Source organism: Pseudomonas sp. KBW05 (assembly GCF_003852405.1).
Classification (GTDB): domain Bacteria; phylum Pseudomonadota; class Gammaproteobacteria; order Pseudomonadales; family Pseudomonadaceae; genus Aquipseudomonas.
The window spans coordinates 34,844-60,129 of record NZ_QAJM01000009.1 but is presented as its reverse complement, the minus strand read 5'-3'; the positions used below and the strand labels follow the sequence as shown (position 1 = coordinate 60,129).

Annotated in this window: 24 protein-coding genes, 1 tRNA gene and 1 pseudogene; 11 read left to right on the top strand and 15 right to left on the bottom strand. The window is 60.6% G+C overall.

Translation table 11 applies throughout. The features are described 5' to 3' along the window. Positions 1-59: 59 nt before the first annotated feature. Genes DBR46_RS08905 through DBR46_RS08890 form a run of 4 tightly spaced genes read left to right on the top strand, consistent with a single transcriptional unit; the run spans position 60 to position 6,627 of the window. The gene (locus DBR46_RS08905; RefSeq protein ID WP_124525867.1) at positions 60-2,600 is read left to right on the top strand and encodes a hypothetical protein; all 2,541 of its coding nucleotides are present in this window, start codon (positions 60-62) and stop codon (positions 2,598-2,600) included. Next, a complete protein-coding gene (locus DBR46_RS08900) occupies positions 2,600-2,938 on the top strand; it encodes a hypothetical protein (protein ID WP_124525866.1) in 339 nt (112 codons plus the stop codon). Before DBR46_RS08905 ends, DBR46_RS08900 begins: the two co-directional genes overlap by 1 nt. Continuing rightward, positions 2,928-4,550, top strand: a complete 1,623-nt coding sequence (terL, locus tag DBR46_RS08895) for a phage terminase large subunit (protein WP_124525865.1) — start codon at positions 2,928-2,930, stop codon at positions 4,548-4,550. The genes DBR46_RS08900 and terL overlap by 11 nt, the downstream gene beginning before the upstream one ends. Before the next feature lie 25 nt (positions 4,551-4,575). Next, positions 4,576-6,627, top strand: coding sequence for a hypothetical protein (locus DBR46_RS08890; protein WP_124525864.1), 2,052 nt, complete (start codon positions 4,576-4,578; stop codon positions 6,625-6,627). A gap of 15 nt (positions 6,628-6,642) precedes the next feature. Here the strand turns inward: DBR46_RS08890 and DBR46_RS08885 are convergent, their stop codons facing one another. The 6 genes from DBR46_RS08885 to DBR46_RS08860 all read right to left on the bottom strand — a co-directional run bounded on the left by DBR46_RS08885 (position 6,643) and on the right by DBR46_RS08860 (position 10,677). Next, entirely contained in the window at positions 6,643-6,852 is a 210-nt protein-coding gene (locus DBR46_RS08885) for a hypothetical protein (RefSeq protein WP_124525863.1), read from the bottom strand. Between the two features lie 105 nt (positions 6,853-6,957). After that, the gene (locus DBR46_RS08880; RefSeq protein ID WP_124525862.1) at positions 6,958-8,217 is read right to left on the bottom strand and encodes an integrase arm-type DNA-binding domain-containing protein; all 1,260 of its coding nucleotides are present in this window, start codon (positions 8,215-8,217) and stop codon (positions 6,958-6,960) included. Positions 8,218-8,399: 182 nt separating this feature from the next. Further along, positions 8,400-8,473 (bottom strand) — tRNA-Gly (locus DBR46_RS08875). Between the two features lie 108 nt (positions 8,474-8,581). After that, entirely contained in the window at positions 8,582-9,466 is an 885-nt protein-coding gene (locus DBR46_RS08870) for an alpha/beta fold hydrolase (protein WP_124525861.1), read from the bottom strand. A 306-nt stretch (positions 9,467-9,772) separates the two neighbouring features. Then, on the bottom strand, positions 9,773-10,465 hold the full coding sequence (locus tag DBR46_RS08865) for a 16S rRNA pseudouridine(516) synthase (protein ID WP_124525860.1): 693 nt from the start codon (positions 10,463-10,465) through the stop codon (positions 9,773-9,775). After that, on the bottom strand, positions 10,465-10,677 hold the full coding sequence (locus DBR46_RS08860) for a cysteine-rich CWC family protein (RefSeq protein WP_124525859.1): 213 nt from the start codon (positions 10,675-10,677) through the stop codon (positions 10,465-10,467). Before DBR46_RS08860 ends, DBR46_RS08865 begins: the two co-directional genes overlap by 1 nt. A 231-nt stretch (positions 10,678-10,908) precedes the next feature. Here DBR46_RS08860 and DBR46_RS08855 point away from each other — a divergent pair, with 231 nt between their 5' ends. Continuing rightward, on the top strand, positions 10,909-11,274 hold the full coding sequence (locus DBR46_RS08855) for a hypothetical protein (protein ID WP_124525858.1): 366 nt from the start codon (positions 10,909-10,911) through the stop codon (positions 11,272-11,274). Here DBR46_RS08855 and DBR46_RS08850 read toward each other — a convergent pair. Then, positions 11,271-12,383 (bottom strand): enoyl-CoA hydratase/isomerase family protein, encoded by a 1,113-nt coding sequence (locus tag DBR46_RS08850; RefSeq protein WP_124525857.1) that lies wholly within the window; start codon positions 12,381-12,383, stop codon positions 11,271-11,273. The genes DBR46_RS08855 and DBR46_RS08850 overlap by 4 nt on opposite strands. 136 nt (positions 12,384-12,519) lie before the next feature. Between DBR46_RS08850 and ung the strand changes: the two genes are divergently transcribed. After that, positions 12,520-13,212, top strand: coding sequence for a uracil-DNA glycosylase (gene ung / locus DBR46_RS08845; protein WP_124525856.1), 693 nt, complete (start codon positions 12,520-12,522; stop codon positions 13,210-13,212). A gap of 127 nt (positions 13,213-13,339) precedes the next feature. Here ung and DBR46_RS08840 read toward each other — a convergent pair whose 3' ends face one another. From DBR46_RS08840 to DBR46_RS08820, 5 genes are all read right to left on the bottom strand, one after another. After that, positions 13,340-14,377, bottom strand: coding sequence for an AbrB family transcriptional regulator (locus tag DBR46_RS08840; protein WP_124525855.1), 1,038 nt, complete (start codon positions 14,375-14,377; stop codon positions 13,340-13,342). Beyond that, on the bottom strand, positions 14,370-15,884 hold the full coding sequence (locus DBR46_RS08835) for a tripartite tricarboxylate transporter permease (protein ID WP_124525854.1): 1,515 nt from the start codon (positions 15,882-15,884) through the stop codon (positions 14,370-14,372). Before DBR46_RS08835 ends, DBR46_RS08840 begins: the two co-directional genes overlap by 8 nt. 1 nt (position 15,885) lies before the next feature. Further along, positions 15,886-16,344 carry a tripartite tricarboxylate transporter TctB family protein gene (locus tag DBR46_RS08830; protein WP_124525853.1) on the bottom strand — a complete coding sequence of 153 codons (459 nt, stop codon included), beginning with the start codon at positions 16,342-16,344 and terminating at the stop codon, positions 15,886-15,888. 63 nt (positions 16,345-16,407) lie between these two features. Further along, on the bottom strand, positions 16,408-17,391 hold the full coding sequence (locus DBR46_RS08825; RefSeq protein WP_124525852.1) for a tripartite tricarboxylate transporter substrate binding protein: 984 nt from the start codon (positions 17,389-17,391) through the stop codon (positions 16,408-16,410). A gap of 35 nt (positions 17,392-17,426) precedes the next feature. Beyond that, entirely contained in the window at positions 17,427-18,719 is a 1,293-nt protein-coding gene (locus DBR46_RS08820; RefSeq protein WP_124525851.1) for an OprD family porin, read from the bottom strand. Positions 18,720-18,953: 234 nt separating this feature from the next. On the opposite strand from DBR46_RS08820, the gene DBR46_RS08815 reads away from it, so the two are divergent. After that, entirely contained in the window at positions 18,954-19,625 is a 672-nt protein-coding gene (locus DBR46_RS08815; protein ID WP_017736361.1) for a response regulator, read from the top strand. Beyond that, positions 19,618-21,003: a sensor histidine kinase gene (locus tag DBR46_RS08810; protein WP_124525850.1), complete on the top strand. Its 1,386-nt coding sequence runs from the start codon at positions 19,618-19,620 to the stop codon at positions 21,001-21,003. Before DBR46_RS08815 ends, DBR46_RS08810 begins: the two co-directional genes overlap by 8 nt. Here the strand turns inward: DBR46_RS08810 and DBR46_RS08805 are convergent, their stop codons facing one another. After that, positions 21,004-21,825: an HDOD domain-containing protein gene (locus DBR46_RS08805; protein WP_124525849.1), complete on the bottom strand. Its 822-nt coding sequence runs from the start codon at positions 21,823-21,825 to the stop codon at positions 21,004-21,006. Between the two features lie 36 nt (positions 21,826-21,861). Further along, entirely contained in the window at positions 21,862-22,803 is a 942-nt protein-coding gene (locus DBR46_RS08800; protein WP_124525848.1) for a folate-binding protein YgfZ, read from the bottom strand. Between the two features lie 140 nt (positions 22,804-22,943). Here DBR46_RS08800 and DBR46_RS08795 point away from each other — a divergent pair, with 140 nt between their 5' ends. Further along, positions 22,944-23,198, top strand: coding sequence for a succinate dehydrogenase assembly factor 2 (locus tag DBR46_RS08795; RefSeq protein ID WP_017736358.1), 255 nt, complete (start codon positions 22,944-22,946; stop codon positions 23,196-23,198). Further along, the gene (locus DBR46_RS08790; RefSeq protein WP_124525847.1) at positions 23,182-23,628 is read left to right on the top strand and encodes a protein YgfX; all 447 of its coding nucleotides are present in this window, start codon (positions 23,182-23,184) and stop codon (positions 23,626-23,628) included. The genes DBR46_RS08795 and DBR46_RS08790 overlap by 17 nt, the downstream gene beginning before the upstream one ends. On the opposite strand, the pseudogene DBR46_RS08785 reads toward DBR46_RS08790, so the two are convergent. Then, positions 23,597-23,788: pseudogene (locus DBR46_RS08785) on the bottom strand (L-aspartate oxidase); the annotation flags it as partial. The gene DBR46_RS08790 and the pseudogene DBR46_RS08785 overlap by 32 nt on opposite strands. A 43-nt stretch (positions 23,789-23,831) precedes the next feature. Between DBR46_RS08785 and DBR46_RS08780 the strand changes: the two are divergent. Beyond that, on the top strand, positions 23,832-25,280 hold the full coding sequence (locus tag DBR46_RS08780) for a tyrosine-type recombinase/integrase (protein WP_124525846.1): 1,449 nt from the start codon (positions 23,832-23,834) through the stop codon (positions 25,278-25,280). Positions 25,281-25,286 lie beyond the last annotated feature (6 nt).

Here is a 25,286-nt window from a genome sequence, read left to right as displayed (position 1 = left end):
TCGGGAAACCGTCTATCCCGCAACCATAGGCTTGCTCCCATTCAAACAGGAGCAAGCCCATGCGCCCCGAATGCATCAAGGCCGTAACCCAGGCAATTGGCCGCCCCCTCAACCAGCAGGAAATCCAGGGCATCGAGAACCGCGTGCGCCGCAATATGAAGCAACTGGCGCAGACCGACACCACCTGGCAATCCAAAACCGCCGCTGACCGGCTCAACGAAGCTGCCGCCAAGTCCGCCAAGGATCTGGTGGAAGAGGCGAACCTCAAGAAAAAGCGTGTGGCCCTGACCATCCTGGCCCACGACCGCATCGACAGTTATATGAAGCGCTTCCCGGATCAACCACTTGAAGGCCTCGACCGGGTACTGGCGTTTTCCGCCGACGGCAAAAGCGGGATTCTGTCGATTGAATCATCTGCGCGGGCAATCCGCGACGACTCTATGAGCCGCATGCTTGACGTGATCGACCAGACTAAGGGCAAGTTCCTGGGCCTGTTCCAGAACGAAGCCGGCAACCTGGCGTTGGTGCGAGAGCTGCACGGCGAGGACTCCGGCAGCGCAGTGGCCAAGACCGCAGCGAAGCAATTCAAGGACACCGCCGAGCAACTGCGCCAGCGCTTCAACCGTGCCGGTGGTGATGTGGGCTTGCTGGACGACTGGTCCATGCCGCGCGACCACTCCCAGGTGAAGGTGGCCAAGGACCAGGCCAAGTGGGTCGCCGATCATGTGAAGTGGGCGAACCGTGGCAAGTACCTCAAGGAAGATGGGACGCCGATGAACGACGCCGAGCTGGCCGACTTCCTCGGGCATGCCTGGACCACGTTGGCCACGGGTGGCGCCAACAAGATGCAGCCCGGGCAGGCAGCTGGTAACGGCATGCGCGCCAACCGCGGGAGTGAGTCGCGGCAGATCCATTACAAGGACGCCGAAAGCTTCATCGCCGCCCAGAAGGCATATGGAGACCATAACCTGCTGGAGCTGCTTATCGGGCACATCGACCGTGCATCGCGGGATATTGCCCTGGTGGAAACCCTTGGCCCCAACCCATCCAACCAAATGCGTTACTTCTTGGATTCCGGGCAAAAGGCCATGGACACCGCCAAGCCCAACGACCTGGCCAAGACTGCCAAGCAGCGCAAGAAGATCGAACACCTTTACGAGGAAGTGGCCGCCACCCGCGAACCGCCAGTGTCTGCCGCGCTGGCGAATGGCTTCGACACCTACCGCGCGCTCAACGTCGCCAGCCGCCTGGGCTCCGCCGTACTGACGTCGGTCACTGACCAGGGAACGCTGGGCCTCACCGCGTCCATGAACGGAATGCCGGTGATGAAGGTGTTCGCCAACGAAATCCGCATGCTCAACCCGGCCAGCGCCGGGGACCGCCGCCTTGCGCAGCGCGCGGGCCTGGGCCTGAATCAACTGATCGGCAGCCTGAACCGCTTCGGCGCCGACGGCCTTGGCACCAACGAACAGGTGGCTGGGCGTATCGCCAAGTTCTCCCAGACCGCTGCCAGCAAGGTTATGCAGGCGTCAGGCTTGAACGCATTGACCGCCGGCTCCCAGCGCGCGTTCGGCGCGACCATGCTGGACACGATTGGCGATATGTCCCGACGCCATCCGACCCTTGCAGCCATGGACCCAGCCGACGCCAAGCGCCTGGCGGGCCAGGGTGTCACCGAGACGGATTGGTCTGTGTGGCGCATGGCCCAGCCCGAGGACTGGCGCGGCGTGGGTGACACCGTACTGACGGCGAACAGCATCTACCGCATCCCGGACGCCGATCTGACGGCGATGGCTCAGCAACTCAAGACAACCCCGCAGCGCCTCAAGGATCAGGCCGCCACCAAGCTGCTGGGCGCCGTACTGGATGAAACCAACATGGCAATCATTGAACCCGGCGCCCGCGAGAAAGCCATGATGCACGGCGGCGTAGAGCGCGGAACCATGAAAGGCGAGCTGGTCCGCTCGTTCTGGCAGTTCAAGAGCTTTTCCATCGGCATGATCATGCGCCACGGCGCGCGCGGCATGGCTCAGGAAGGATGGGGCAAGGCTGGGTATCTGGCTGCATTAGTCGCATCCACCACGGTGCTGGGCGGAATGGCCATCCAGTTGGGCGAGATTGCTGCCGGCCGCGATCCAAAGGACATCACCGATGATAAGAAATGGGGCGTACCGGGCCTGCGCTTCGGCCTTGCCTCATTTCTCAAGGGTGGCGCCATGGGTCTGTACGGCGACTTCCTGTTCTCCGACACGTCGCAGGGTGGTAGTTCCCCGCTTGCAGCCCTGAGCGGCCCCATTGCCGGGGATTTGGAATCCATCTTCAAGTTGAAGGACAACGCCGCAGACGGCGAGGTCAACCAAACCGGGGGCAAGCTGGTGCGCCTGGCCAAGTCCCACATACCCGGTGCAAACCTCTGGTACACCAAAGCCGCCACCGACCACCTGATCTTCAACCAACTGCAGGATTACTTCTCGCCGGGCTACCTGCGCCGGATGAAGCAGCGCGCCCGCAAGGAATTCAAGCAGTCGTACTGGTGGGAGCCGGGCGATTCGACACCAGATCGCGCGCCGAACCTGGGCGCCGCAGTAGGAGCGAAGTAATGCGCGACGATCAAATAACCCGGTTGCAGGCCTTGAGCGAAAGCCTCGGCGAAGTTGTTATTCATGAGGTAGACCCAGCGAATTGGCCCGGGGCAAAGAAAGACCCCTCCGACCTCACCCAGCAGGAACGGGGTGATCGCTATTGGAGCAAGAAGAACGCCGCCGCCACCATGACGCTGCTGCTCAAGGTGGTGAACATTACCGGCGTCCTGAATAAGCAGAAGCCAGGCAAGGACGATGGTGATGCTGCTGATGAACTGGACGGCGAACTAGCTGCTGCCGAGCGTGAGGCCCAGGCCATCATCGACCGGATGCAGAAGGGTGGTCATGTCCACTGAGCCTGAAAAGAAAGTCAGCCTACTGATTTTTTTCATGCTGTGGGCGCGGCGCATGCGATGGGATGTGCCGTTCATCCACGTACAAGCGCTGATATGGCTGGAGGCCAAAGGACCTCTGGCCGTTTTGCGTTGCTTCCGGGGCTTCGGCAAATCGACGCTGTTGGCGATTTACAACGCGTGGCTGTATTACAAAGACCCGACCTATCGAATTCTGCACCAGTCGGAGTCGGACCCCACGGCCTACAAGACCAGCCGCGATACGCAGAACGTTATCCGCAACCACCCACTGACCCGCCACCTGTTGCCACCCAACCAGGGCACGGTCGAGCAATGGTGGGTTGAAGGTGCCACCGACTTCCGTAACGCCAGCATGTTCGCCAAGGGCATCCTGTCCAACGTTACTTCGGCCCGTGCGGACGAGTGCCAGAACGATGACGTGGAGGTGCCGCGCAACATCCAGACGCCCGAGGCGCGGGAGAAGCTGCGCTATCGCCTGGGCGAGCAGACGCACATTCTGGTGCCGGGTGGCAGCAAGCTCTATATCGGCACGCCGCACACCCACGACAGCCTGTACGACGAACTTGAAAGCATGGGGGCCGACTGCCTGACCATTCGCATGTTCGCCCAGGAGCACCGGATAGAGGACGCCAAGCAGAACGCTTATGACGTTCCGTTCGTGCCCGAAGTTGTGTTCTCCGGCATCGGCAAGCACGCCCGCGTGCTGGTGCTGGGCAGGGATTACCAAGCCACCAAAACCGGCATCGCCTTCTTTGCGCCGCCCGGCACACTTGTGGATTGCTACGCCGGTAGCGCCTGGCCTGAACGCTTCGACATGGCCACCTTGGAAACCCGGCGCCGTGAAACCCGTACCATCAACGAATGGGACTCGCAGTATCAGCTCCACTCGAAACCCGTCACAGAGGTTCGCCTAGACCCCGCGCGCATCATCCCGTACGACGTTCAGCCGGTCATGCGCTACGCCAACAACGCCGCGGCGATGTACCTAGGCGCCACGCAGATCGTGGGGGCCGTGGCCTATTGGGATTGCTCGCTGGGTAAGATCAAGTCCGACGCATCGGCTTTCTCGCTGATCCTCACCGACGCGCGCGGGCAGCTTTATTGGCACTTGGCCGTGGGGCTTACAGGGGAAATTGCGGAGTTCGATAAGAGGGAAAGGATCTGCGGGGGCCAGGTTCACCAGATCCGCGAATTGGTGGTCAGGTATCAAATTCCGCGCGTGATCATCGAGACAAACGGCCCTGGCGGGTTCGCTCCCGCGATCCTTAAGCAGGCACTCAAGGGCACAGGTTGCGGGATAGGAGAGGAACACTCCAGCACCAACAAACAGAAACGCATCCTCGACGCCTTCGAATCACCGCTGTCAGCGCGCTTCCTGTGGGCGCACGTCGAGGTGCTGAAAATCATCTGGGACCAGATGCGCGACTTCAACCCAGCACTGACCACCCAGGAAGACGACTACATCGACTCCGGTGCTGGCGGCATAGCCCAAACCCCTGTGCGCATTGGCCGAATAGTCGGGAAACCGACAGAGACCCGGCGTGACGATTGGCGCCCAGATGCGGGTGTTCATGAGGTTCAAGTGGACTACTAGCCCGCCACCACCAAAGGGGCAAGTCATGGCAGTTCCAGAAGGGCCAACCGAAAAGCGTTATGCCGCCAACGGGATCGCAACCGTCTATACCATTCCGTTCCTGCTGCTGGGGGCTGCCGACCTCAAGGTCTACCTGAACGACGTTGAGGTGACGTCAGGCTTCACCGTTTCAGGAATTGGCGCCCCCCAAAGCACAATCACATTTACTGTCGCGCCCCTGGGGGCCCTGCTGCTGCAATTGGACGTCCCGTTTCAGCGCCTGAACGACTATCAGGAAAACGGCGACTTCCTGTCGAGCACCGTCAACCGTGACTTCGACAGGATCTGGCAGGCCCTCAAACAGTTGTTGCGATACAGCGCCAGGGCTCTATCGCTGGGCTTTTTCGACGTGGACGGCAATGGCTTTTACCGGGCCAAGGGTAACGGGATCATCAACCTGGCTTCGGCCAATAAGGTTGATAACGCTGCCACGAACTGGAAAGACGTCAAGGACCAGATTGCATTGGTGCTATCGAGCGGCCAAGGGCCGATCAACAGCGCATCAAATATCGCCTACCTGGACCCAAATAACGATGTCAAAACGGTTCAGTATCTTTCCAGTCCTGCCGGTGCGGCGGCGATTGGTTTTGACTGGGCCGCACCAGGCGTTCCCAATAGCCTGGCCCTGGCCATGCGTCGTAGCCGCAACATCCGCATGTACGGTGCAATCGTTGAAGATCTGACTACAAACAACCTTGCAGCCTTTCAGGCCGCGTCTGCTTCGGGCCCTGGCATCATCGACGCGCGCGGCGTGACTTGCCTTGTGCAGGGGCAGTTCATCCCAGGGCCAGGGCAGATCTGGTTGCTTGCCGGGTCGAAGCTTTACCCCGGCACCTATGGCGGAACCATGTGCTTTATGTACCAGTCGCACGATACGGGAGTTATCGGCCCGGCAGTCATTCAGGGTACAGGGAAGGCGGTAGGAACCCAGAAAGGCATTGAGGTCAATTCGTCCAAACGGTTCTTGGTGCATGGGATCACCGCCTTCGATATGCCGGGCCATGGCTTCTACATGTCCGGGAACGTCGGTGTTCAGCGCTACGAGGGTGGCCGGATGATCGACTGTGGTGGGCACCGTTGCTACAAGGGGTACGAAGATCTTCCGGGCGCCGAGTACATGACCATCACCAATCCGCACTTTACGCAGTGCTCTGAATTCGGCATGAAAACCACTGCTGGCAACGTTCGGATTGTGAATCCTCAGATCGTTGATAACGACAAAGACGGGTTGCAGTCCTTTGGCGGCGTCAATCACGCCCACGGCGGTATCGCTGGCGGCAACATCAATCACAACGTCCAGTACAACCTGTACATGAGCGATGTGATAAACGGCCTGTCGATCACGGGCACCAACTTCTATGCGAACAACACTACCGGTGGCGGCGCTATCTTTCTTGAGCGCACGAAAGGCGTAAACATTTCGGACGGAATCATTGATTGCCGCGTTTATGTGTATGGCGCGGTTGGGCAAAACGTTCTACGCGACATGTACTGCCCTGGCGATTATGGCCCGATGGTTCTTTCGGATGAAGCCGACAAGCAGCCAGCGCTACTGTGGGTCCATGACTGCACTGGCGCAGGTATTAGGCGCAACTTCAAGAACATCAACAACCCAGGCCCGATTTATACCAGCGTAAGAAGGGTGGGGGCTCTTCAGGTGCTTGCGGTCAACACGGGTACCCCGATCATGTTTGCTACGGTGGTGCGGGATGACCATCTCGCTTACGACGTGCCAAGCGGCGTCTTTACTGTTCCCGCTACACAGCAGGGGCTGTATCGAATCAAGGCCGTACTGGTGTTTACGGCGCCTGGCTACAGCGCTACCAGCAGCTATGCCGAGTTGCGCATTAACAACGTTGCTGTGGTGCTTCAGGCGGCTGCTGGGTTCTCTTCTAACGTGATGGTGTTCAACTTCGATTACGAAGTTGAGCTGAATGCGGCGAACACTATTTCGTTTGTAGGGTTCATCTTCGCCACGACAGCTAACTTTGGGCACGCAACATACGACTCAAGGTTGACGATTGAGCGAATCGGTTAGTTGGTTTAGATATCGTTACACCGACATGTAGAGCCGTACCCAATTTCGATAATCAGCCTCGATGGCGGCGTCTGCAAAGGCGCCGTCTTTGTCTCGGGTGAAATTGATCGTGCTCGCGCCGTCTCGATTTACCTGCTCATCCATGAACTCGGCGCGCATGGCTTCGTCGGTTTTCTTAGGCGAGTTCTTTAGCGCGGTGATGACACGAGTGATGAAAGAGGTCATTGCATGCTCCTTGCGAATTTTCATAGGGGTGAACTGTAGTTTGTTGGATGGCGGAATGCTACACGCCCGCCGGCGAGGGGGTAGCGCAGGGGAGGTGGCGCCGGATTACCCGGCGTTCACCTTGCTTTTGAACTCGGCCCGTTTGCTGTCTGTCATGCCTTCCCGCAGTGCGTCGAGGTAATCGGCGTACCACTGCACCATCTTCCGCCTCTGGGGTAGATACGTCGCCTTGTCGTAGACGCCCTTGAGTCCCGCCTTCTTATGAGCCAGGTGCATGTCGCGCCAATTCTCGTCCCATCCGAATTCGGACAGCAGTGTTTCGCAGGTGTGCCGGCTGCCGTGGCCGGTCATGCGGCCTTTGTAGCCGATCAGCGCGAAGCACTTGTTGATCGATGCATCAGAGATGACCGGAACCTTTTCGCCGCTGGAGGGGAACAGGTAGCGGGATCGTCCGGTAAGCCGCTGGAGGTCCTTGATCATCTCGACCGCCTGGACGGGGAGCGGCACGACGTGGTCGCGGCGCATCTTCATCTTCACGGCTGGCACGGTCCACAATGCACCCTCTATATCCACCTCGCTCCATTCCGCCCAGCGCGTCATGCCCGGGCGCGAAGCCGTCAGCAGGGTGAGCCATGACGCCGTGCGTACAATCGTGCCGCTACTCGACGCCTCAAGGGCACACAGAAATTCCGGCAGCTCAGCTTCCACCAGGTGTGGGTACTGCGTTTCCGCTGGCGCCTTCTCGGCAATGTCTATCAGGTTGCTGGCCGGGTTGTTCTCAGTCATGCCCCTGGCGATGGCCAGGCCGAATATCTGGTTGACCCACACGCGCACCTTCTCGGCGGTGTTGTGGGCACCACGGCTCTCGATACTCGCCTGGAGGTTGGCGCAGTCGGCGCGTGTGATCTTGTTCAGCGGCTTACTGCCCAGGGCGGGGAGTATGTCGTTGGTCAGAGCACCGTTGATCCCGGCGAGCGTCTTCTCGGCCCGGCCGTCCTTGACCTTCTTTTCCAACCACAGATCGGCGGCAGCCTTGAACGTGTTCGCCTGGGCTGCATCTCTGGACGCCTTGATGTTTGCCTTGTGGGTGATGGGATCAACGCCATCGGCGTTCAGTCGCTGGGCTTCCTGAGCCTTGTCCCTGGCCTTTTTGGCAGTGACATCAGGATACGAACCCAGGCCGTGCCAGCCCCACTTGCCGTCGGGCTTCTTGAATCGCAGCTCCCAGCGCTTGCGGCCGGTGCTGCTGACCACGAAATAAAGCCGGTCAATTCCATAGTTCTCGCGGTATTCCTTTTCCTCTGGCTCCAGGGAGGCCAGCACCGTATCAGCCAATGGCCGACGCTTGATTTCGGATCGTTTCATGGTTGGTTTTTGTATGGTTTGGTTCGAAGTGTTCGGCACCATACATCTCGCCATACACGGAATCAAGGGCAATGGGGGTATGGATGGGAATAGAAGGGATCAGCGGGGAGTTGAGTTTGTTCAGTGTTTTCGGGGGATTGGGGCGTTTCGGGAGGGGGAGGGATAACGAGGGATTGAAAAGGTGGAGCGGGTAGAGGGAATCGAACCCTCGTCGGAAGCTTGGGAAGCTACTGTTCTACCATTAAACTATACCCGCTCAGAGCGGCTGACTTTGTACCAGATGTTCACCCGGATTTGAAGTTTTTCTTCAAAAATGTGTGGGTTACATGCCTATGTGGGAGCAGGCAAGCCAGCTCCCACACAATTAGATCGCAAAGGCATGTTGAGTCTGACCTTGGTGATAACGCAATCGACTGACCGGCCGCTGCGACTTCAGAAACCCAACAACGGCCTCCCGGCTGTCCCGGCACGCGGCCTTGTGCTCCATGTCCAGGAAGTGCCCCGTTGCCTGGATGGTGCTGAAGCTGCTGTGGGCCACATGCTGGCCGAACAGCTTGGCGTCCTGGGCGCTGGTGTATTCGTCCCATTCGCCGTTCAAGAACAGCACCGGAATGTCGATCTGCTTGGCCGCCTTGAGGTAGCACAGCCGATCGCTGTTGAGCACTTGGCTGATGTGGAAGTGCATCTGCCCATATTCGTGCTCGGCCAGGCTGCTCACATGCTTGTAGTTGAAGCGCTTGAACAACGACGGCAGGTGTTTGCCGATGGTGTTGTTGACGAGGTGCCCGACGCGGTCGCGGTCGAGGTTGCCGAGGTAGTCAACGCCACGTTCAAGGTAGTCACGCATGGGCGTGTTGATGACCGGTGAGAACGAGCTGATCACCGCTTTCTCCACGCGCCGCGGGCGGTGGGCGAGGGCGACCAGGGTGGCGGCGCCGCCCCAGGAGAACGACAGCACGTGTTCGGCGGCGAAGTGGTCGATGAGTTCCAGGAGGATCTGGCCTTCGATGTCCTTCGTCAGCATTTGCTCATGGCGGTTATGGATTTTGGAACGGCCAGCGTAGGGCTGGTCGTACAAAACCACATTGAATTGCGGGTGCAGGCTTTTCACGGTTTGGGCGAAGGATGCCGTGGTGGCCATGGAGCCATTGACCATGATGATGGTCTTTGCAGCAGCGTCCGCGCGATAGAACTCCGTGTAAACCCGATACTGACCCTGTATATCCAACACAGCGATTTCTGGCCTCATGTCGTAAGACTCCTGGCAAGCGGGTAGGGCGCGCAGATAACTCTGCACGAGCTTTGTGACAGGTAGGCATACGCCTGGAAAAGGGAGGCCCATGTCGATCCGATGACGGCTGGTCGACGGCTGTTGTTATGGCGGGCGGTTTTGCCTGGAAGGCCCGTAGATCAAGCGCGGGCGGGGGCAAAGTGTTTCTTGGAGGTTATAGGCGACTCGCCAGTCATATTTCGGCTGACGGTTTGATTCAAGCAGCACAGGCGCCACCTCGCAAGGCGCCAAACTGGTTTTTTGCCATCACCGGCTGAACGGTCGTCAGACCTGTCGGATCTCGTCGTCGGTCAGTGCCCGATACTCCCCCGGCGCAAGGTTCGCATCCAACACCAGAGGCCCCATCCGTTCGCGATGCAGGCCGATCACCTTGTTGTCGAAATGCCCGAACATGCGCTTCACCTGATGGTAGCGCCCTTCGACAATGCCCAATCGCGCCGCCCTTGGCCCCAGCAGCTCCAGGGTGGCAGGTTGGGTGGTGAGGTCTTCAAAGGCAAAGTACAGGCCGGCGGCAAATGTCGCGGCATATTCGGGGCCGATCGTTTGCTCGGTCTCCACCAGGTAAACCTTGGGCAGTTTGGTCTGCGGTTGCGTCAGGCGCCGCGACCACTGGCCGTCATTGGTGATCAGCATCAGACCGGTGGTGTTGAAATCCAGACGGCCGGCGATGTGCAGCTCACCTTTGTCCGGCACATCCAGCAGGTCGAGGACGGTCGGGTGTTGTGGGTCCGACGTGGCGCTCACACACCCCTGCGGCTTGTGCAGCATGAAGTAGCGCGCCGGTTTGCCGGCCTGCAACACCTCATCGTCGACACACACACGGCTGAATTCGCGCACCTCGTGATGGGGATCGCTGACCGCCACGCCATCCACCGTCACACGCCGTTCAACCAGCAATACGCGCACCTGCTGGCGATTGAAACGCGGCAGGTTGCTGAGGAACCGATCAACACGCATTACGGCTGTTCATCGCCGCGCAATTGCGCGTCCACTTGAGCACACCGTGGGCACAGGCAAGCCTGGTTGCGCAACGCATCGGGCAACGCCTCAAGCACGGCCGGGTCGATGCTGACGCCGTAGCACCAACACGCTTGGTCGGCCGTGCGTGGGTCGGCCAGGGTGCAGTCGTTGCGGGCGCCGCAGGCGGGGCAGAGGGTTGGCGTGGTCATGGCTCGGTTCAGGCTGGATCTCGGTGGGGTGGCACGATACAGCGTCGCCGCGTCAGGTGCCAAACGGGCGGGAAAACCAAGGCCCTCCGGTCGTCCGATCTACGTGTTTCAAGCTGTGTCAAAAACGCACCAGATTCGGTTTTTGATGTCAGATATTTCGTCATTCGGTGAAAGCTGAATGCCGCCCCCCAGCGTCGCTGGAGGAGCTCTTCCGCGGTCCAGGAGGCCGCCATGTATCGACGACTGCTACTCACTGCCTTGCTCGGCCTGACCTTGTCCGCGTGTGTGCCCTATTACGACGGTGGCGGCACCTACTATCGCTCCGAGGTCTACACCACCCCGGCGCCAGCGTATTACTACGGCGGCGGTTCTTCCTACTATGGGCGCAGCTATTACACGCCAGCACCGCGCTACTATCCTGCTCCGCGCTACTATTCTGCGCCACGCTACTATCAAGCGGCACCGCGTTATTACCAGCCAGCGCCGCGTTATTATCCACGGCCCGGTTACCGGCCTTACCCGAACCAGGGTTGGGACAATCGCGGTGGTCACGACCGAGGCGGGCGTGGTGACGGCGGCCATCGCGGGCACCGTTAACGCTCAGATAAATCCGCCAGGGGGTGCCGGCCTTCCCACGCTTTGTGGAAATGCGCCTGCACCACCGCTTGGGGCACCGTATTCACATCCGGCCAATGCCAATGGGGCTGCTGATCCTTGTCGATCAGCCGCGCGCGTACCCCTTCGGCAAATTCCGGGTGGCGGCAGCAGTTCAGGCTCACGGTGTATTCCATCTGGAACACCTGGGCGAGGGACAACTGACGGCCACGCTGGAGCTGTTCCCACACCAGGTGCGCGGTCAACTGGCAGCCTTCGCTCAGGGTCTTGCCGGCGCGGCTGAACAGCGGGTCGTTGTGGTCGCGCAACTGGCTCAAGGCGCGCCAGGCGCAGCGTACATCGCCGACATCCAGCCATTCGTCGATCTGTGCCCGACGCGGCAGCCACTGCGCTTCGGGTTGCTGGCTGAGCGCCTCCTGGGCCAGGGCCTTGAGCAGGCTGTTGAGCTGCATCGGCGTTTGTTCCTGCCAGTTCAATTGCAGCAAACCGTCGATCAACTCATCTTGCTGGTCATCGCCTAGGAAGCGGTCGGCCAGGCCCAGGTCCAAGGCATCACGACCGTTGATATGCGCACCGGTCAGGCCGAGGAACAACCCGAGCTTGCCCGGCAGGCGCGACAAAAACCAACTGGCGCCCACATCCGGGTACAGGCCGATGCTGATCTCGGGCATGGCCAGGCGGCTGCTCGGCGTGACGATGCGTACCGATGCACTTTGCAACAGGCCCATGCCTCCACCGAGCACGTAGCCGTGGCCCCAGCAGATCACCGGTTTTGGGTAGGTATGCAGGCGATAGTCGAGGCGATATTCCGCCGCAAAAAATTGTGCAGCAAGCGCCGGTACAACACCGGGTTGCTCACGGCATTCCATCGCGAGGCTGCGCACTTCGCCTCCGGCGCAAAAGGCCTTGGGCCCATTGCCGCGCAGCAGTACGCAAACGATATTCGGGTCTTTCGCCCAACTGTCCAGGCGCTCGTCCAGGGCCAGGATCATCGGCAAGGAAAGGGCGTTGAGGGATTTTTCTGCGTCCAGGCTGGCGATACCGATGCGGGCACCGTCGCTGCCGGTCAGCTCTTCGAAGTGCAGGTTCATCGTGACCTCATTCGGGAAGGTAGAGGATGAGTATGATCGCTTCGTAGGAAAGTGCTGGTGGTGTGTCAGATCAATTGACAAGCGGGGTCGGCTTTCCTAGGGTTCGCCTCATTCTTTTTGACAAGACCATTCCAACATGACCGAAGGCGACCGTATCAAACTCGAACCCACCTGGAAGCACGCCCTGCGCGATGAGTTCGAGCAACCATATATGAACCAGTTACGCGAGTTCCTGCGCGATGAACATGCGGCCGGCAAAGAGATCTATCCGCCCGGCCCGCTGATTTTCAACGCGCTCAACTCCACGCCGCTGGACAAGGTCAAGGTGGTGATCCTCGGCCAGGACCCGTACCACGGCCCCGGCCAGGCCCATGGTCTTTGCTTCTCTGTGCAACCGGGCATCCCAACGCCGCCGTCGCTGCTCAATATCTATAAAGAACTCAAACGCGACCTGAACATCGACATCCCCAACCACGGTTGCCTGCAAAGCTGGGCCGACCAGGGCGTGTTGCTGCTCAACACCACCATGACCGTGGAACGCGCCAACGCCAACGCCCATGCGGGCAAGGGCTGGCAGTTCTTTACTGATCGGATTATCGAAGTGGTCAGCGCGCATCAGCCGCACCTGGTATTTTTGCTGTGGGGCGCCCATGCCCAAGGCAAGCAGAAGCTGATCGATGCCACCAAGCACCTGGTGCTGACCTCGGTGCATCCGTCACCGTTGTCGGCGTATCGCGGGTTTTTGGGTTGCGGGCATTTCAGCCGTACCAACAAGTTTCTTGAGCAGAATGGCGAGACGGCGATTGAGTGGCGGTTGCCGTCGGTATAACAGTTAACCGCAATCGAATGTGGGAGCGGGCTTGCTCGCGAAAGCGGTGCATCAGTCAACATTTTCAGTGACTGACACACTGCATTCGCGAGCAAGCCCGCTCCCACATTTGAACGGTGTGACGTTTTTAAAGCTTTTCCGGCTGGCGGTTCCAGTGTCGGAATAGTGGTTCAGCCAGAAACAACACAAACAACAAGCGCATCACCTGCATCGCCGTCACCAACGGCACCGACAATTGCAGGGTCTCTGCCGTAAGGCTCATCTCGGCAATCCCGCCGGGCATCATGCCCAGGGTCAACGAGCGCAAGTCCAGATGAGTCAGCGCGCTCAGCCCCACCGCCGCCAACGTCGCCAGCGCCATGGTCAGCGCAGTGCCGATCAAGGTGCGGCCCATGAACGACGGCGCCCGGCGAAAGAACTGCCGATTGAAGTGGCAGCCCAAACCGCTGCCGATCAACCATTGGCCGATCTGGCTGCCGCCATCGGGCAGGCCGATATGCAGATCCCACACAACACTGGCCGTCGCACTCACCAGCAACGGTCCGAACAACCACGGATTCGGCTGACGTAAACGCTGCCAACCCCAGGCCACCAACGCGCCAAGTGGAAACAACGCCAACAGCCAAGGCCAACTCACCGGCGCCGGATGAAACTGCGGCGCGCCGCCTTCAAGCACATACTTGAAGATCGCCGGCACACACAACACCACCACCAACACCCGCAGACTCTGCCCCGCCGCGACACGGCTGAGCACCGCGCCATTGCGTGCGCCGAGGTTGACCATCTCGCCGGAACCGCCGGGCATGCTGGAGAAAAACGCGGTGGCGCGGTCTTCTCCGCTGCGCCGCATCAGCCACACGCCGACCACGCTCGACAGGCTGGTGACCAGCGCGCCAAAGAAGATCAGCCCGAAGTGGCTCATCACTTGCTCGATCACCACGGGGGTGAAGTGCAGGCCGATGCCGATGCCCACTACCCATTGGCCGCATTTGCGCCCGCCGGGAATTTCCGCCAACTGCCACGGCGTGAGGCAACGCACCAGGATGATCGCCAGCAACGAGCCGACCATGTACGGCAAAGGCCAGCCGACGAGGCTGGCCAGGTAACCGCCGGCCAGGCCGACCAGCGGTGTTCCCCACCAATGTTTAAAGGTGACCTCAGACATCGGCCACGGCACGACGCTGCAAGGCACGTTTGCGATAGATGCGCACCAGTGGGAAGGCCAGCATCAGCGCGGTCAGGACCCACACCCCAAAGGTGATCGGGCTCGACCAGAGGATGTCCAGCGCACCGTTGGAAATCGACAGCGCCCGGCGCAGGTTCTGCTCCATCAGGCCACCGAGGATAAAGCCCAGCAGCACCGGCGACAGCGGGAAGTCGAGCTTGCGCAGGATGTAGCCGAAGATGCCGATGCCGACCATCAGGAACAGGTCGAAGGTGGTGGCGTGAACCGCGTATACACCAATCGCGGTGATGATCGCGATCACTGGCACCAGCGCCCAGTTCGGCACGGCAAGGATGCGCGTGAAGATGCGGATCATCGGGATGTTGAGGATCACCAGCATGATGTTGGCGATAAACAACGACGCGATCAGGCCCCAGACGATGTCGGGTTGCTGTTGGAACAGCAGCGGGCCGGGGGTGATGTTGTACAGCGACAGCGCGCCGATCATCACCGCCGTGGTGCCCGAGCCGGGTACGCCGAGGGTCAGCATCGGCACCAGGGCGCCGCAGGCAGAAGCACCAATCGCGGTTTCCGGGGCGGCGAGGCCGCGCATGTCGCCCTGGCCGAATTTACCGCTGGCACCGGCCAGGCGTTTTTCGGTCATGTAGGCAACGGCCGAGGCCAAGGTGGCGCCGGCACCCGGCAACACGCCCATGATGAAACCGAGCAGGCCGCAGCGGATATTCACCACGAAGACAGCGGACGCTTCCTTCAAGTTGAACATCATCCGTCCGGTAGCTTTCACCGCTTCCTGGCCACGGTGGGTTTTTTCCAGCAGCAACAGGATCTCGCTGATGGAGAACAGGCCCAGCACCAGTACGACAAACTGGATGCCGTCGGTGAGGTGGATGTTGTCGCCAGTAAAGCGGTACACGCCGCTGTTGGCGTCGATGCCCACCGCCGAGAGGAACAGTCCGATCAGCGCCGCGACAAACGTCTTCAACGGCTTGTCACCGGCCATGCCGCCGAGGCAGACAATCGCGAACACCATCAGTACGAAATATTCCGCAGGGCCGAAGGCAATCGCCCATTTGGCCAGCAACGGCGCAAACAACACCATGCCGCAGGTGGCGATAAACGCGCCGATGAACGAACTCCATGCCGACAACGACAGCGCCACACCAGCCAGGCCTTTGCGGGCCATTGGGTAACCGTCGAGGGTAGTCATCACGGTGGAGGCTTCGCCCGGGATGTTGAGCAGGATCGAGCTGATCCGGCCGCCGTATTCGCAGCCCAGGTACACGGCCGCCAGCAGGATCAGCGCGGACTCCGGCGGCAGGCCCAGGGCGAACGCGATGGGGATCAACAGCGCCACGCCGTTGATCGGGCCCAGGCCCGGTAACAGGCCGACCACGGTGCCGATCAAGGTGCCGCACAACGCGGTCACCAGGTTATAAGGGGACAGTGCAACGCCGAAGCCCTGGCCCAAATAGCTGAAAGTATCCATATCAGTTCTCCAGAACGTCGAGCAGGCCCAGGGGCAGCGGTACATCCATGGCTTTATCGAACAGCAGGTACAGGCCGATGGCCATGAGGCTGACGATCACCACGCTCGGCAACCAGCGGCCGCCATATAGGCGCGCCATGGGGATGCCGATCAGCATGCTGCTGAGGATGAAACCCAGGGGCTCGAAGGTGCCGGCGAACACGATCAACAGGCCGACGCAGATGCCGATCTTGATCAAGGTTTCGCGGTCCAGCGCCGGTTCTTCTTCGGTGTGTTTGGTCGGCTGTGGGCGGATGATCATGTAGATCAGGCCCAGGCTCATCAGCCCGAGCATCAGCAGCGGGTAGGCACGTGGCCCGACCGGCTCGTAGGAAAATGCGGCTTGGTACGGCCACGCCATCAGCGCGAGACCGGCACAGACCAGCAGCATGATGCTGGCGAAAATGCGTTGTAAGAGCATGTGAAACTCCTGGGCCACGCCGCCTGGTTGAAGAGGGCGTGGCCATGTGACAGGCAGGGGCGGTTACTGGATCAGGCCGAACTCTTTGGCCAGCACTTTGTAGTCAGCCACCTGTTTCTTCACGTAGGTGTCCAGCTCCGGGCCGGTCATGGCGAACGGGAACAGCTCGCGCTGGTCACGCAGCTTGGCGAACTCGTCGGAGGCCAGCAGTTTGTCGAACGCGTCTTTCCACCAGGCGTAGTCGGCGTCGCTGACTTTTGGCCCGAGGTAGAAGCCACGTACTACAGGCCAAACGATGTCGTAGCCTTGTTCTTTGGCGGTAGGAATATTCTTCATTTCCGGCTCGTCCAGGCGCTCTTCGGAGAACACCGCCAGCAGGCGCATGTCACCGCTGAGGATGTGTGGCATGGAGTCGGAGATGTCGGTACTGCCCACCTGGATGTGACCACCGAGCAGGGCGGTGGCGATTTCGCCGCCGCCTTCAAGCGCCACGTAGCGCAGCTCACGCGGGTTGATCCCGGCGGCCTTGGCGATCAGTGCGGTTTGCATCCAGTCCTGGCTGCCAACGGTGCCGCCGGAACCGATCACTACGCTGCCCGGATCTTTCTTCAGGGCTTTGACGAGATCGTCGAGGGTCTTGTAGGGCGAGTCGGCTTTCACCGCGATAGCACCGTAGCTGGTGCCGACCGCTGCCAACCAACGCACGGCGCTTTCATCGAAGCGGCCGAATTTGCCCTGGGCCAGGTTCAGCAGCGAACCGCTGGACCACGCCACCAAGGTGCCGGCATCCGCAGGGCGCTGGGCGACCACGGCGTTGTAGGCCACCGCACCGACGCCGCCGGGCATGTAGGTCACGCGCATCGGCTTGCTCAGCAACTTCTCGTTGACCAGCGCGCTTTGCGCCAGTTTGCAGGTCAGGTCAAAACCACCGCCAGGGGAGGCCGGGGCGATGCATTCCGGGCGCTTGGGTTCTTCGGCGGCCAGCAGTTGGCCAGCGAACAGTACGCAGCCGGCGGCGAGGGCCAATTTACGCAGTGAAAGGGTCATGTTTTATCTCCGTCTTTGTTGTTATGAGTGGCTACTTACCAAAGGGCGACGCTGTAGCTGACCAGCACGCGCATTTCATCCGCATCACGGGCTGAGTAGTTGGAGCGGTAGGTGGCATTGCGCAGGCGCACGGCCACATCCTTGAACGTGCCGCTTTGCACCACGTACTTGATCTCGCTGTTGCGTTCCCACTCTTTGCCGGTGTCGCCGTTCTTGAGCTTGATATTGTCACCCGAGATGTAACGGCTCATGAAGCTCAGGCCGGGGATGCCCAGTTTGACGAAGTCGAAGTCGTAGCGCGCCTGCCAGGAGCGTTCTTCGGCGCCGGCAAAGTCGTTGATCTGTACGAAGTTGACGAGGTACGGGTCGCTGCCATCCACGTACGGAAATGCGTTGTCGCCGGACATGTGCTGGTAGCCGGCGCTGAGCTTATGGCCATTGAGGGCATAGCTGAACAGGCCGTTGAGGGATTTGTTGTCGATCTTGCCACCACGGGCGCTGCCGGTGTCATCGCTGATCGCCAGGCGCAGGTCGGTGGCGAAGGTGCCGGGGCCCATCGGGCGGGCGGCGACCAGGCCGAGGAAGTGCTGGCGGTACACGTCGTCGAGTTGGGCGAAGTGGTAGCTGCCGGTGATCTTGTCGGCGAACTTGTAGTCCACGCCACCGAAGTTGAAGTGCTTGCCGGTGGCGCCGCTGACGAAGCGGCTGTTCTTGTTGTTGAGGGCGATGTCTTCGTAGTTGCTGTCGTCGCGGTCCTTGGCTTTGTCCAGGCGGCCACCGGTGAACACCAGGTTCTTGAATTCCTTGGAGGTGATCAGGCCGCCGTTGAAGGTCTGCGGCAGGATGCGCCCGTCGTTGGGCTTGAGGATCGGCAGTTCGGGGGCCAGTGAGCCAATCTTCAGTTCAGTAGCGGAGATTTTTACTTTGCCGGTCAGGCCCAGCTTGGAGTACTCGTTGGCGGCGCGGCCATCATCGTGGGTCGGCAGCAGGCCGGTGCCGGTGCGGTCGGGGCTGGAGTCGAGCTTGACCCCGAGCATGCCCAGCGCATCCACGCCAAAGCCGACGGTGCCGTCGGTGTAGCCTGATTGCAGGTTGAGCATGAAGCCCTGGGCCCATTCGTCGCGCTTGGATTGCTGCGCGCTGGTGCCGTCGCGGAAGTCGCGGTTGAAGTACATGTTGCGGGTTTCCAGGGTACCGCTACTGTCTTCGAAGAAGGCAGCCTGGCTAAGCGGCGAAAAGCCGGCAAGGGCAGCGGCACTGGCGAGGGCGGTCTGGGTCAGGCGGGAAAAACGCACAGGCGAGAATGCCTGGGGCTGTGTCGACAGCATCGTGGTGTACTCCGTTATTGTTCTTATTTTGACGAAAACGCTTCAAGGCGTTTTTCGGGCGCGGCGCGAAGGCAGCTCGGTGGGCATAGACCACCGTGACTGGATGCTAAAGGGCGAAGCTTTCACTAACCTTTCAATGGCCTTTCAATGTTTTCGGGCTTCACAGGGCAGGCGGCGCCTGTAAACTGCCCGCCAAAGCGTGGCGTCGCCCACCCCTGAACGAGGTACAAATCCATGCGTGTCCTGTTGGTTGAAGACCACCTGCAACTCGCCGAAAGTGTCGCCCAGGCGCTCAAGAGCACGGGTTTGACCGTCGATGTGTTGCACGATGGGGTGGCCGCGGACCTGGCCTTGAGCAGCGAGGAGTACGCCGCAGCGATCCTGGATGTGGGCTTGCCGCGCATGGACGGTTTCGAGGTGCTGGCGCGCTTGCGGGCGCGTGGGAAAAATCTGCCGGTGTTGATGTTGACCGCGCGCAGTGACGTGAAAGACCGTGTGCATGGCCTGAATCTTGGTGCGGACGATTATCTCGCCAAACCGTTCGAGCTGACTGAGCTGGAGGCCCGGGTCAAGGCTCTGCTGCGGCGCAGCGTGTTGGGCGGCGAGCGCCAGCAGACGTGCGGGGTGCTGGTCTACGACCTCGACACTCGCCGTTTCACGGTGGGTGGCGAGCTGATGACATTGACGTCCCGCGAGCAAGCAGTGCTGGAAGCGCTGATTGCGCGTCCGGGGCGGGTCATGAGTAAAGAGCAACTGGCGTCCCAAGTGTTCGGCCTGGATGAAGAAGCCAGCCCCGATGCGATCGAAATCTACGTGCACCGCTTGCGCAAGAAACTCGACGGCCAACCGATCGCCATCGTGACCTTCCGTGGCCTCGGCTATTTGCTGGAAGCGCGTGATGCATAAACCCAGCAGTCTGCGCTGGCGCCTGCTGTGGAATCTGGCGCTATTGCTGGTGTTGTTGATGCTCGCCAGCGGTATGAGTGCCTATTGGAACGGGCGCGAGGCGGCGGACACTGCCTACGACCGCACCTTGCTCGCCTCGGCGCGGACCATCGCCGCCGGGTTGACCCAGGTCGACGGCACCCTCAGCGCCAACGTGCCCTATGTGGCGCTGGATACCTTCGCCTACGACAGCGCCGGGCGCATTTATTACCAGGTCAATGACATTGATCAGAAGCTGATTTCCGGCTACGAAAACCTTCCCGGCCCGCCGCCCGGTACGCCGCGCACCGACGATTATCCGGCCCTGGCGCGCTTTTACGACGCGGTGTATCAGGGGCAACCGGTGCGTGTGGTGAGCCTGCTCAAGGCGGTTTCCGAGCCGAACATGAACGGCATGGCGGAAATTCGCGTGGCTGAAACCGATGAAGCGCGCGTCAGCATGGCCCGCAGCCTGATGGCCGACACTTTGCTGCGCCTGGGCATGCTCGCGGTGGGCGCGTTGCTGCTGGTGTGGTTCGCCGTGAGCGCGGCGTTGCGCCCGCTGGAGCGCTTGCGCACCGCCGTGGAAGAGCGCCAACCCGACGACCTGCGGCCGTTGCCGCTGGTGGAAGTGCAGCATGAGCTCGGCCCGCTGGTGCGTTCCCTCAATCACTTTACCGAACGCCTGCGCGGTCAGTTCGAGCGCCAGGCGCAGTTTATTGCCGACGCCGCCCACGAACTGCGCACACCGTTGGCCGCGCTGAAGGCCCGTCTCGAACTGGGCCTGCGTGCCGAAGACCCGCCGACCTGGCGCAGCACCCTGGAAAGCGCCGCCCAGGGTACCGATCGCCTGACCCATCTGGCCAATCAACTGTTGTCCCTGGCGCGTATCGAAAACGGCGCGCGGGCGATTGCCGAGGGCGGTGCGCAGTTGCTCGACCTCAGCCAGCTCGCGCGGGAATTGGGCATGGCCATGGCGCCCTTGGCCCATGCGCGTGGCGTGGCGTTGGCGTTGGAAGCCGATGAGCCGGTGTGGCTGCGTGGCGAGCCGACGTTGTTGAACGAGCTGTTGAGCAACCTGGTGGACAACGCTCTGGCGCACACGCCACCGGGTGGCAATGTGATCTTGCGGGTCACGGCGCCGGCGGTGCTGGAAGTGGAAGATGATGGCCCGGGCATCCCGCTGGATGAGCGCGACCGAGTGTTCGAGCGCTTCTACCGACGCAGCCAGCAGGGCCTGGGGTCTGGCCTGGGGCTGGCGATTGTCGGCGAGATCTGCCGCGCGCACCTGGCGCAGATCAGCCTGCACGATGGCGAGCGGGCGGGCTTGAAGGTACGGGTGAGCTTTATCGCCGGCTGATCAGTAGAACATCGAGCGTGCTTCATCCAGCTCGGCGCGCAGGGCTTCGCTGTAGGGGTCGATCCGCAGCTTCTTGAGTGCCGGCAGGGTGGCGGCCGAGACATTCGCCAAGGGATGGTCAGTGCCGCGATAGCAATACAACACGGCGATTTGCACCAGGTCGATGTAGTCGAGGGTAGGGGAGTCACGCTCCATATCCAGGTACTGTCCCGGCAGGTTGGCCAGCATCTCCGGGAAATCCCAGCCGCGCAGCAGCTTGTCGCCGAGCAGCGGGTGGATGCTATCGATCACATGGTTGAGTGCCACCGGGTCCGACAGCAGTTCGTAATGGTCTTCGGCATAGGTCAGGATCGGCAGCACGCCAATCTGATGCACCAGGCCGCCCAGGGCAGCCTGGTCCGGCTTGAGCTGGCTGTGGCTGCGGCACAACGCATAGCTGACGCCCGCCACTTCCAGGCTGCGGCGCCAGACATCGCGCATCTTCTGCTCGACCGCTTCGGAGCGGGCGTGGAAGATCTGTTCCATCACCAGGCCAATGGCCAGGTTGCTGCTGTAGTTGGTGCCCAGCCGGGTGATGGCGGTGTGCAGGTCGGTGACTTCCTGGGTCGCGCGCAACAACGGGCTGTTGACCACTTTGATCAGGCGCGCCGACAGCGCGGTGTCGCGCCCGATCACTTTGCTCAAGTGGCTGATGCTGATTTCCGGGTCTTCAGCGGCCTGACGAATTTTCAGCGCCACTTCCGGTAATGTCGGCAGAACCAGGTCATCGTTATCGATGGCCGTAATCAAAGCCTGTTGGACTTTTTCCGCCAGCTTGTTCATTCATGATCTCTAGGGTGTTGCAAAAAGGTACGGCGACTAACGCTGGATCTCTCGATCACGGTCGAGTGTGTAAGGCAGGTCAAGCAGGTGCAAACCGGGACCTTCCAGGGTGCCGAGGCGCACATCGCCACTGTCGGCTGCTTCGGCTTGCAACACGGCCAAAAGTTCAACCGCCTGGTCAGCTTTTGCTGCAATCACCACTTCGCCGATCGAACTGTTATGGCTGGGGGAAAACAGTGGGGTGCCTGGCTCGGGCATCTCGGCCTCATCAAGGCGCAAGCGATACAGGCGACGCTTGAGCTTGCCCAGGTACTGCATGCGCGCGACGATTTCCTGGCCGGTGTAGCAGCCTTTCTTGAAGCTGACGCCACCGACGGCCTGCAGGTTGAGCATCTGCGGGATGAACAGCTCGCGGGTTTGCGGCATGACCTGGCCGATGCCGGCGCGGATCTGCCCCAGCAGCCATTCGTTCAGATCGGTTTCTTTAAGCTGTGCCGCCAATTGGCTGCGTACGGTATCGGCCTGTTCGACGGGCACCCAGAGTTCGGCGCGGTCGGGCGAAACCCGAATGGCGATCAAGCGTTCAGTGCGTGCAACGCTGTCGGTGTCGGCGGGCAGTTCAAGGCCGAGAGCGGCGAGTGCCTGATCCGCACCGATGAGGCCGAATCGAACCCAGGCGGCGCTTTCGTCGGTGAGTTTGGATTTGGAGAATACGGCGTACTTCTTCAGGTCGGCCAGTTGCGGTTCCAGCAGTTCGCTGGCCATGGCCAGTAACACGCCGTCACCTTGCAGCAGGATCCGGAAGCTCGACTGCATGCGCCCTTTTTGCGTGCAGCGCGCGCCGAGGCTGGCCTGGGTGTCGCTCAGGTAATTGAGGTTGCAGGTCAGTTGCCCTTGCAGGAACTTGGCAGCGTCGGCGCCGCGGACGGCGAGGACGCCTTCGTGGGACAGGGGGCAGAAGAAAGCGGAGTCAGCCATGGGTCATCGCAGGTCAAAAAGTCATGGGTGCATCATAGAGGGGCGCCCGGCAAATGGATAGTTTCCGTATGGGGCGACCAAAGCCGACTGTTCCGGTGCGGCCGGGCCTGTATACTTGCCGCCTATTTGAGGAGCGCTCCATGGTCGAAGATGTAGAAATCAATCGCCTCTACTGGCACAGCCGTCGCGGCATGCTGGAGTTGGATGTGTTGTTGGTGCCTTTCACCAAAGAGGTCTACGCGACGCTCGACAAGGTGGACCGCGACCTCTACGTCCGGCTGCTGACATGCGAAGACCAGGACATGTTCGGCTGGTTCATGGAACGCGCCGAATCTGAAGACCCGGAGCTGCAGCGCATGGTTCGGATGATTCTGGATCGTGTCCAGCCCAAGTAATACGTTTGAATGCCGCTGGCAGGCCTCACGGCTGTTGCTGGCGGCGTATCTCCTTGCCCAGCTGTTCGCGCTGGGTGCGCTGTTGTCCCTCGACCTGCCTTACTCAAGCCTCGGCGTGCTGGTGTGCCTGGCGCATGCTGCCTGGGTTTTACCGCGCCATGTGCTGCTGACCCACCGTTCGTCGGTTCGTGGCCTGCGCCGCGATGAAGGCGGCTGGCAGTTGTGGAGCGCCGCACGTGGCTGGCACGGCGTGCAGTTGCGTCCCGACAGCCTGGCGTTGCCGTTGATCGTGGTGCTGCGTTACCGGGTGCCGGGGCAGTGGTGGGTGCGCTCGATCTGTGTGCCTGCCGATTCGCAGGCCGCCGATCTGCATCGACGCCTGCGGGTGCGCTTGAAGTTCAGTCGCCGTAGGTGGTTGGCACCAGAATAGTGTCGCGGGCCTCGGGCAGCAGGTCGGGGTAGTCGAGGGTGTAATGCAGGCCGCGGCTTTCCTTGCGTTCCATGGCGGAGCGAATCATCAGTTCCGCCACTTGGGCCAGGTTGCGCAACTCGATCAGGTCGCGGCTGACTTTATAGTTGCTGTAGAACTCGACCCTTTGAGGCTAAACCCAATGGATACAGGGGTTTCAGCCGATGACCGTCAACCGCCGCTCCCAAAGTGGGACAAACCTGTTACAAACTGCGCTCGCCAAGCCGTACCACTATCGCCGGTCTGGTCGCTATTACCTTCGCCTTCGCCCTCAAGGAACCGCTAAGGGCTTCTACACGCTATCGCTCAGGACCACAGACAAGGCTACTGCTATGACCATCTCCAAGGACATCCTCAAGACGCTGGCTGCTTTCCACTTGGATAACCCAGAGGCGACGTGGGATGAGCTCAGAGAACGGTTGGCAGACATCGCTGAGGAGTGCCTGACTATGGCTCATGGTGATGACTCACTGGTGGCCTACGAAATAATCTACGACGAGTTACGTCTATCGCTTCGCGAGGCATCAGCTAAAGGGCCAATGACCGTTGATCAACAAAGGGCCGCGAGCAAAGCTGAGGACATTCTGGAGGCTGCTCAGGAACGTTTGAAGGGCAGGCCGGGTAAGCTGATCGGGATCGTTGAGGAACTCAGAGGTATCCCTGGTGGCACGCCTGTAGCCCCTTGTCTGTCCCTATCTGTAAACGCTTCTGACGCACTGACGTTCGAGCATCTCTCTGGGCTCTATATGGCGGAGCAAAAGGACAACGTACAGGCCAGCACTATGCGAGACGTTAAGTCGTCTTGTGCTGCTATTAGCGCTGCTCTGGGAGAGCTCGACCTTAAAGGGCACACTCGGGCTGACATGGTGGCACTCAAGGCAAAACTCCTTGAGGACCGCAAAGGTTCCACTGTGAACAAGCTACTCACCCGGCTATCAACTGTCATGGATTGGGCTGTTCATAATGGCTACATCGACAAGAGCTTCGATAAGGGGTTGAAGCTATCCAAGGATGCTGACAGCTCGCGTGAGGCGTTCTCTCAGGATCAGGTCCAGTTGCTTATGTCCTACGCTAACGGCCTATCTGCTGATGTATGGCAGCGCTGGGCGTTGTCCCTTGGGGTCATCACTGGGACCCGCATTGAAGAACTCAGGCAGTTGACCAAGGCGGACGTTAAGCAGGTTGGGGGCGTTTGGGTCATCGATATCAATAGGAACGATGGCAAGACAGCCAAGACCAAGAATGCTCTGCGTGTCATACCGTTGACCGATGCGGCCTATGGGTTTGACCTAAAAGCGTTCCTTGCGTTTGTCGATAGCTCTGACTCTCGGCTGTTCACGTTAGGCGCTGGTCAGTTCTCAAACGTGCTTAATGGGGCGTTGCGAGATGTCTTGAGCCTGAACACTGATCGGACCCAGACCTTCCACTCGTTACGTCACTCGCTGGCCGGTGCCTTGAAGGCCGCTGAGGTGCCTGTGGGGACCGCTGAGGCAATCTTGGGGCATTCGTCGGGGTCGATTAGTTATGATCTGTATGGATCTGGCAGCGCCGTTCAGGTAGAACGGATGGCTGAGGCGTTGAGCAAATCCTTTAAGCTGACAGACAACAATTGAGAGATA

Excerpts from the sequence above, each read along its gene's own strand:
- DBR46_RS08820 (WP_124525851.1), bottom strand. The coding sequence starts at position 18,719 with ATGCTGTCGACACAGCCCCAGGCATTCTCGCCTGTGCGTTTTTCCCGC.
- DBR46_RS08805 (WP_124525849.1), bottom strand. The coding sequence starts at position 21,825 with ATGAACAAGCTGGCGGAAAAAGTCCAACAGGCTTTGATTACGGCCATC.
- DBR46_RS08860 (WP_124525859.1), bottom strand. The coding sequence starts at position 10,677 with ATGACCACGCCAACCCTCTGCCCCGCCTGCGGCGCCCGCAACGACTGC.
- DBR46_RS08850 (WP_124525857.1), bottom strand. The coding sequence starts at position 12,383 with ATGAACCTGCACTTCGAAGAGCTGACCGGCAGCGACGGTGCCCGCATC.
- DBR46_RS08840 (WP_124525855.1), bottom strand. The coding sequence starts at position 14,377 with ATGTCTGAGGTCACCTTTAAACATTGGTGGGGAACACCGCTGGTCGGC.
- DBR46_RS08800 (WP_124525848.1), bottom strand. The coding sequence starts at position 22,803 with ATGGCTGACTCCGCTTTCTTCTGCCCCCTGTCCCACGAAGGCGTCCTC.
- DBR46_RS08870 (WP_124525861.1), bottom strand. The coding sequence starts at position 9,466 with ATGAGGCCAGAAATCGCTGTGTTGGATATACAGGGTCAGTATCGGGTT.
- DBR46_RS08900 (WP_124525866.1), top strand. The coding sequence starts at position 2,600 with ATGCGCGACGATCAAATAACCCGGTTGCAGGCCTTGAGCGAAAGCCTC.
- DBR46_RS08835 (WP_124525854.1), bottom strand. The coding sequence starts at position 15,884 with ATGGATACTTTCAGCTATTTGGGCCAGGGCTTCGGCGTTGCACTGTCC.
- DBR46_RS08880 (WP_124525862.1), bottom strand. The coding sequence starts at position 8,217 with ATGAAACGATCCGAAATCAAGCGTCGGCCATTGGCTGATACGGTGCTG.
- DBR46_RS08890 (WP_124525864.1), top strand. The coding sequence starts at position 4,576 with ATGGCAGTTCCAGAAGGGCCAACCGAAAAGCGTTATGCCGCCAACGGG.
- DBR46_RS08815 (WP_017736361.1), top strand. The coding sequence starts at position 18,954 with ATGCGTGTCCTGTTGGTTGAAGACCACCTGCAACTCGCCGAAAGTGTC.
- DBR46_RS08885 (WP_124525863.1), bottom strand. The coding sequence starts at position 6,852 with ATGACCTCTTTCATCACTCGTGTCATCACCGCGCTAAAGAACTCGCCT.
- terL (WP_124525865.1), top strand. The coding sequence starts at position 2,928 with ATGTCCACTGAGCCTGAAAAGAAAGTCAGCCTACTGATTTTTTTCATG.
- DBR46_RS08905 (WP_124525867.1), top strand. The coding sequence starts at position 60 with ATGCGCCCCGAATGCATCAAGGCCGTAACCCAGGCAATTGGCCGCCCC.
- ung (WP_124525856.1), top strand. The coding sequence starts at position 12,520 with ATGACCGAAGGCGACCGTATCAAACTCGAACCCACCTGGAAGCACGCC.
- DBR46_RS08825 (WP_124525852.1), bottom strand. The coding sequence starts at position 17,391 with ATGACCCTTTCACTGCGTAAATTGGCCCTCGCCGCCGGCTGCGTACTG.
- DBR46_RS08855 (WP_124525858.1), top strand. The coding sequence starts at position 10,909 with ATGTATCGACGACTGCTACTCACTGCCTTGCTCGGCCTGACCTTGTCC.
- DBR46_RS08780 (WP_124525846.1), top strand. The coding sequence starts at position 23,832 with ATGACCGTCAACCGCCGCTCCCAAAGTGGGACAAACCTGTTACAAACT.
- DBR46_RS08830 (WP_124525853.1), bottom strand. The coding sequence starts at position 16,344 with ATGCTCTTACAACGCATTTTCGCCAGCATCATGCTGCTGGTCTGTGCC.
- DBR46_RS08795 (WP_017736358.1), top strand. The coding sequence starts at position 22,944 with ATGGTCGAAGATGTAGAAATCAATCGCCTCTACTGGCACAGCCGTCGC.
- DBR46_RS08865 (WP_124525860.1), bottom strand. The coding sequence starts at position 10,465 with ATGCGTGTTGATCGGTTCCTCAGCAACCTGCCGCGTTTCAATCGCCAG.
- DBR46_RS08810 (WP_124525850.1), top strand. The coding sequence starts at position 19,618 with ATGCATAAACCCAGCAGTCTGCGCTGGCGCCTGCTGTGGAATCTGGCG.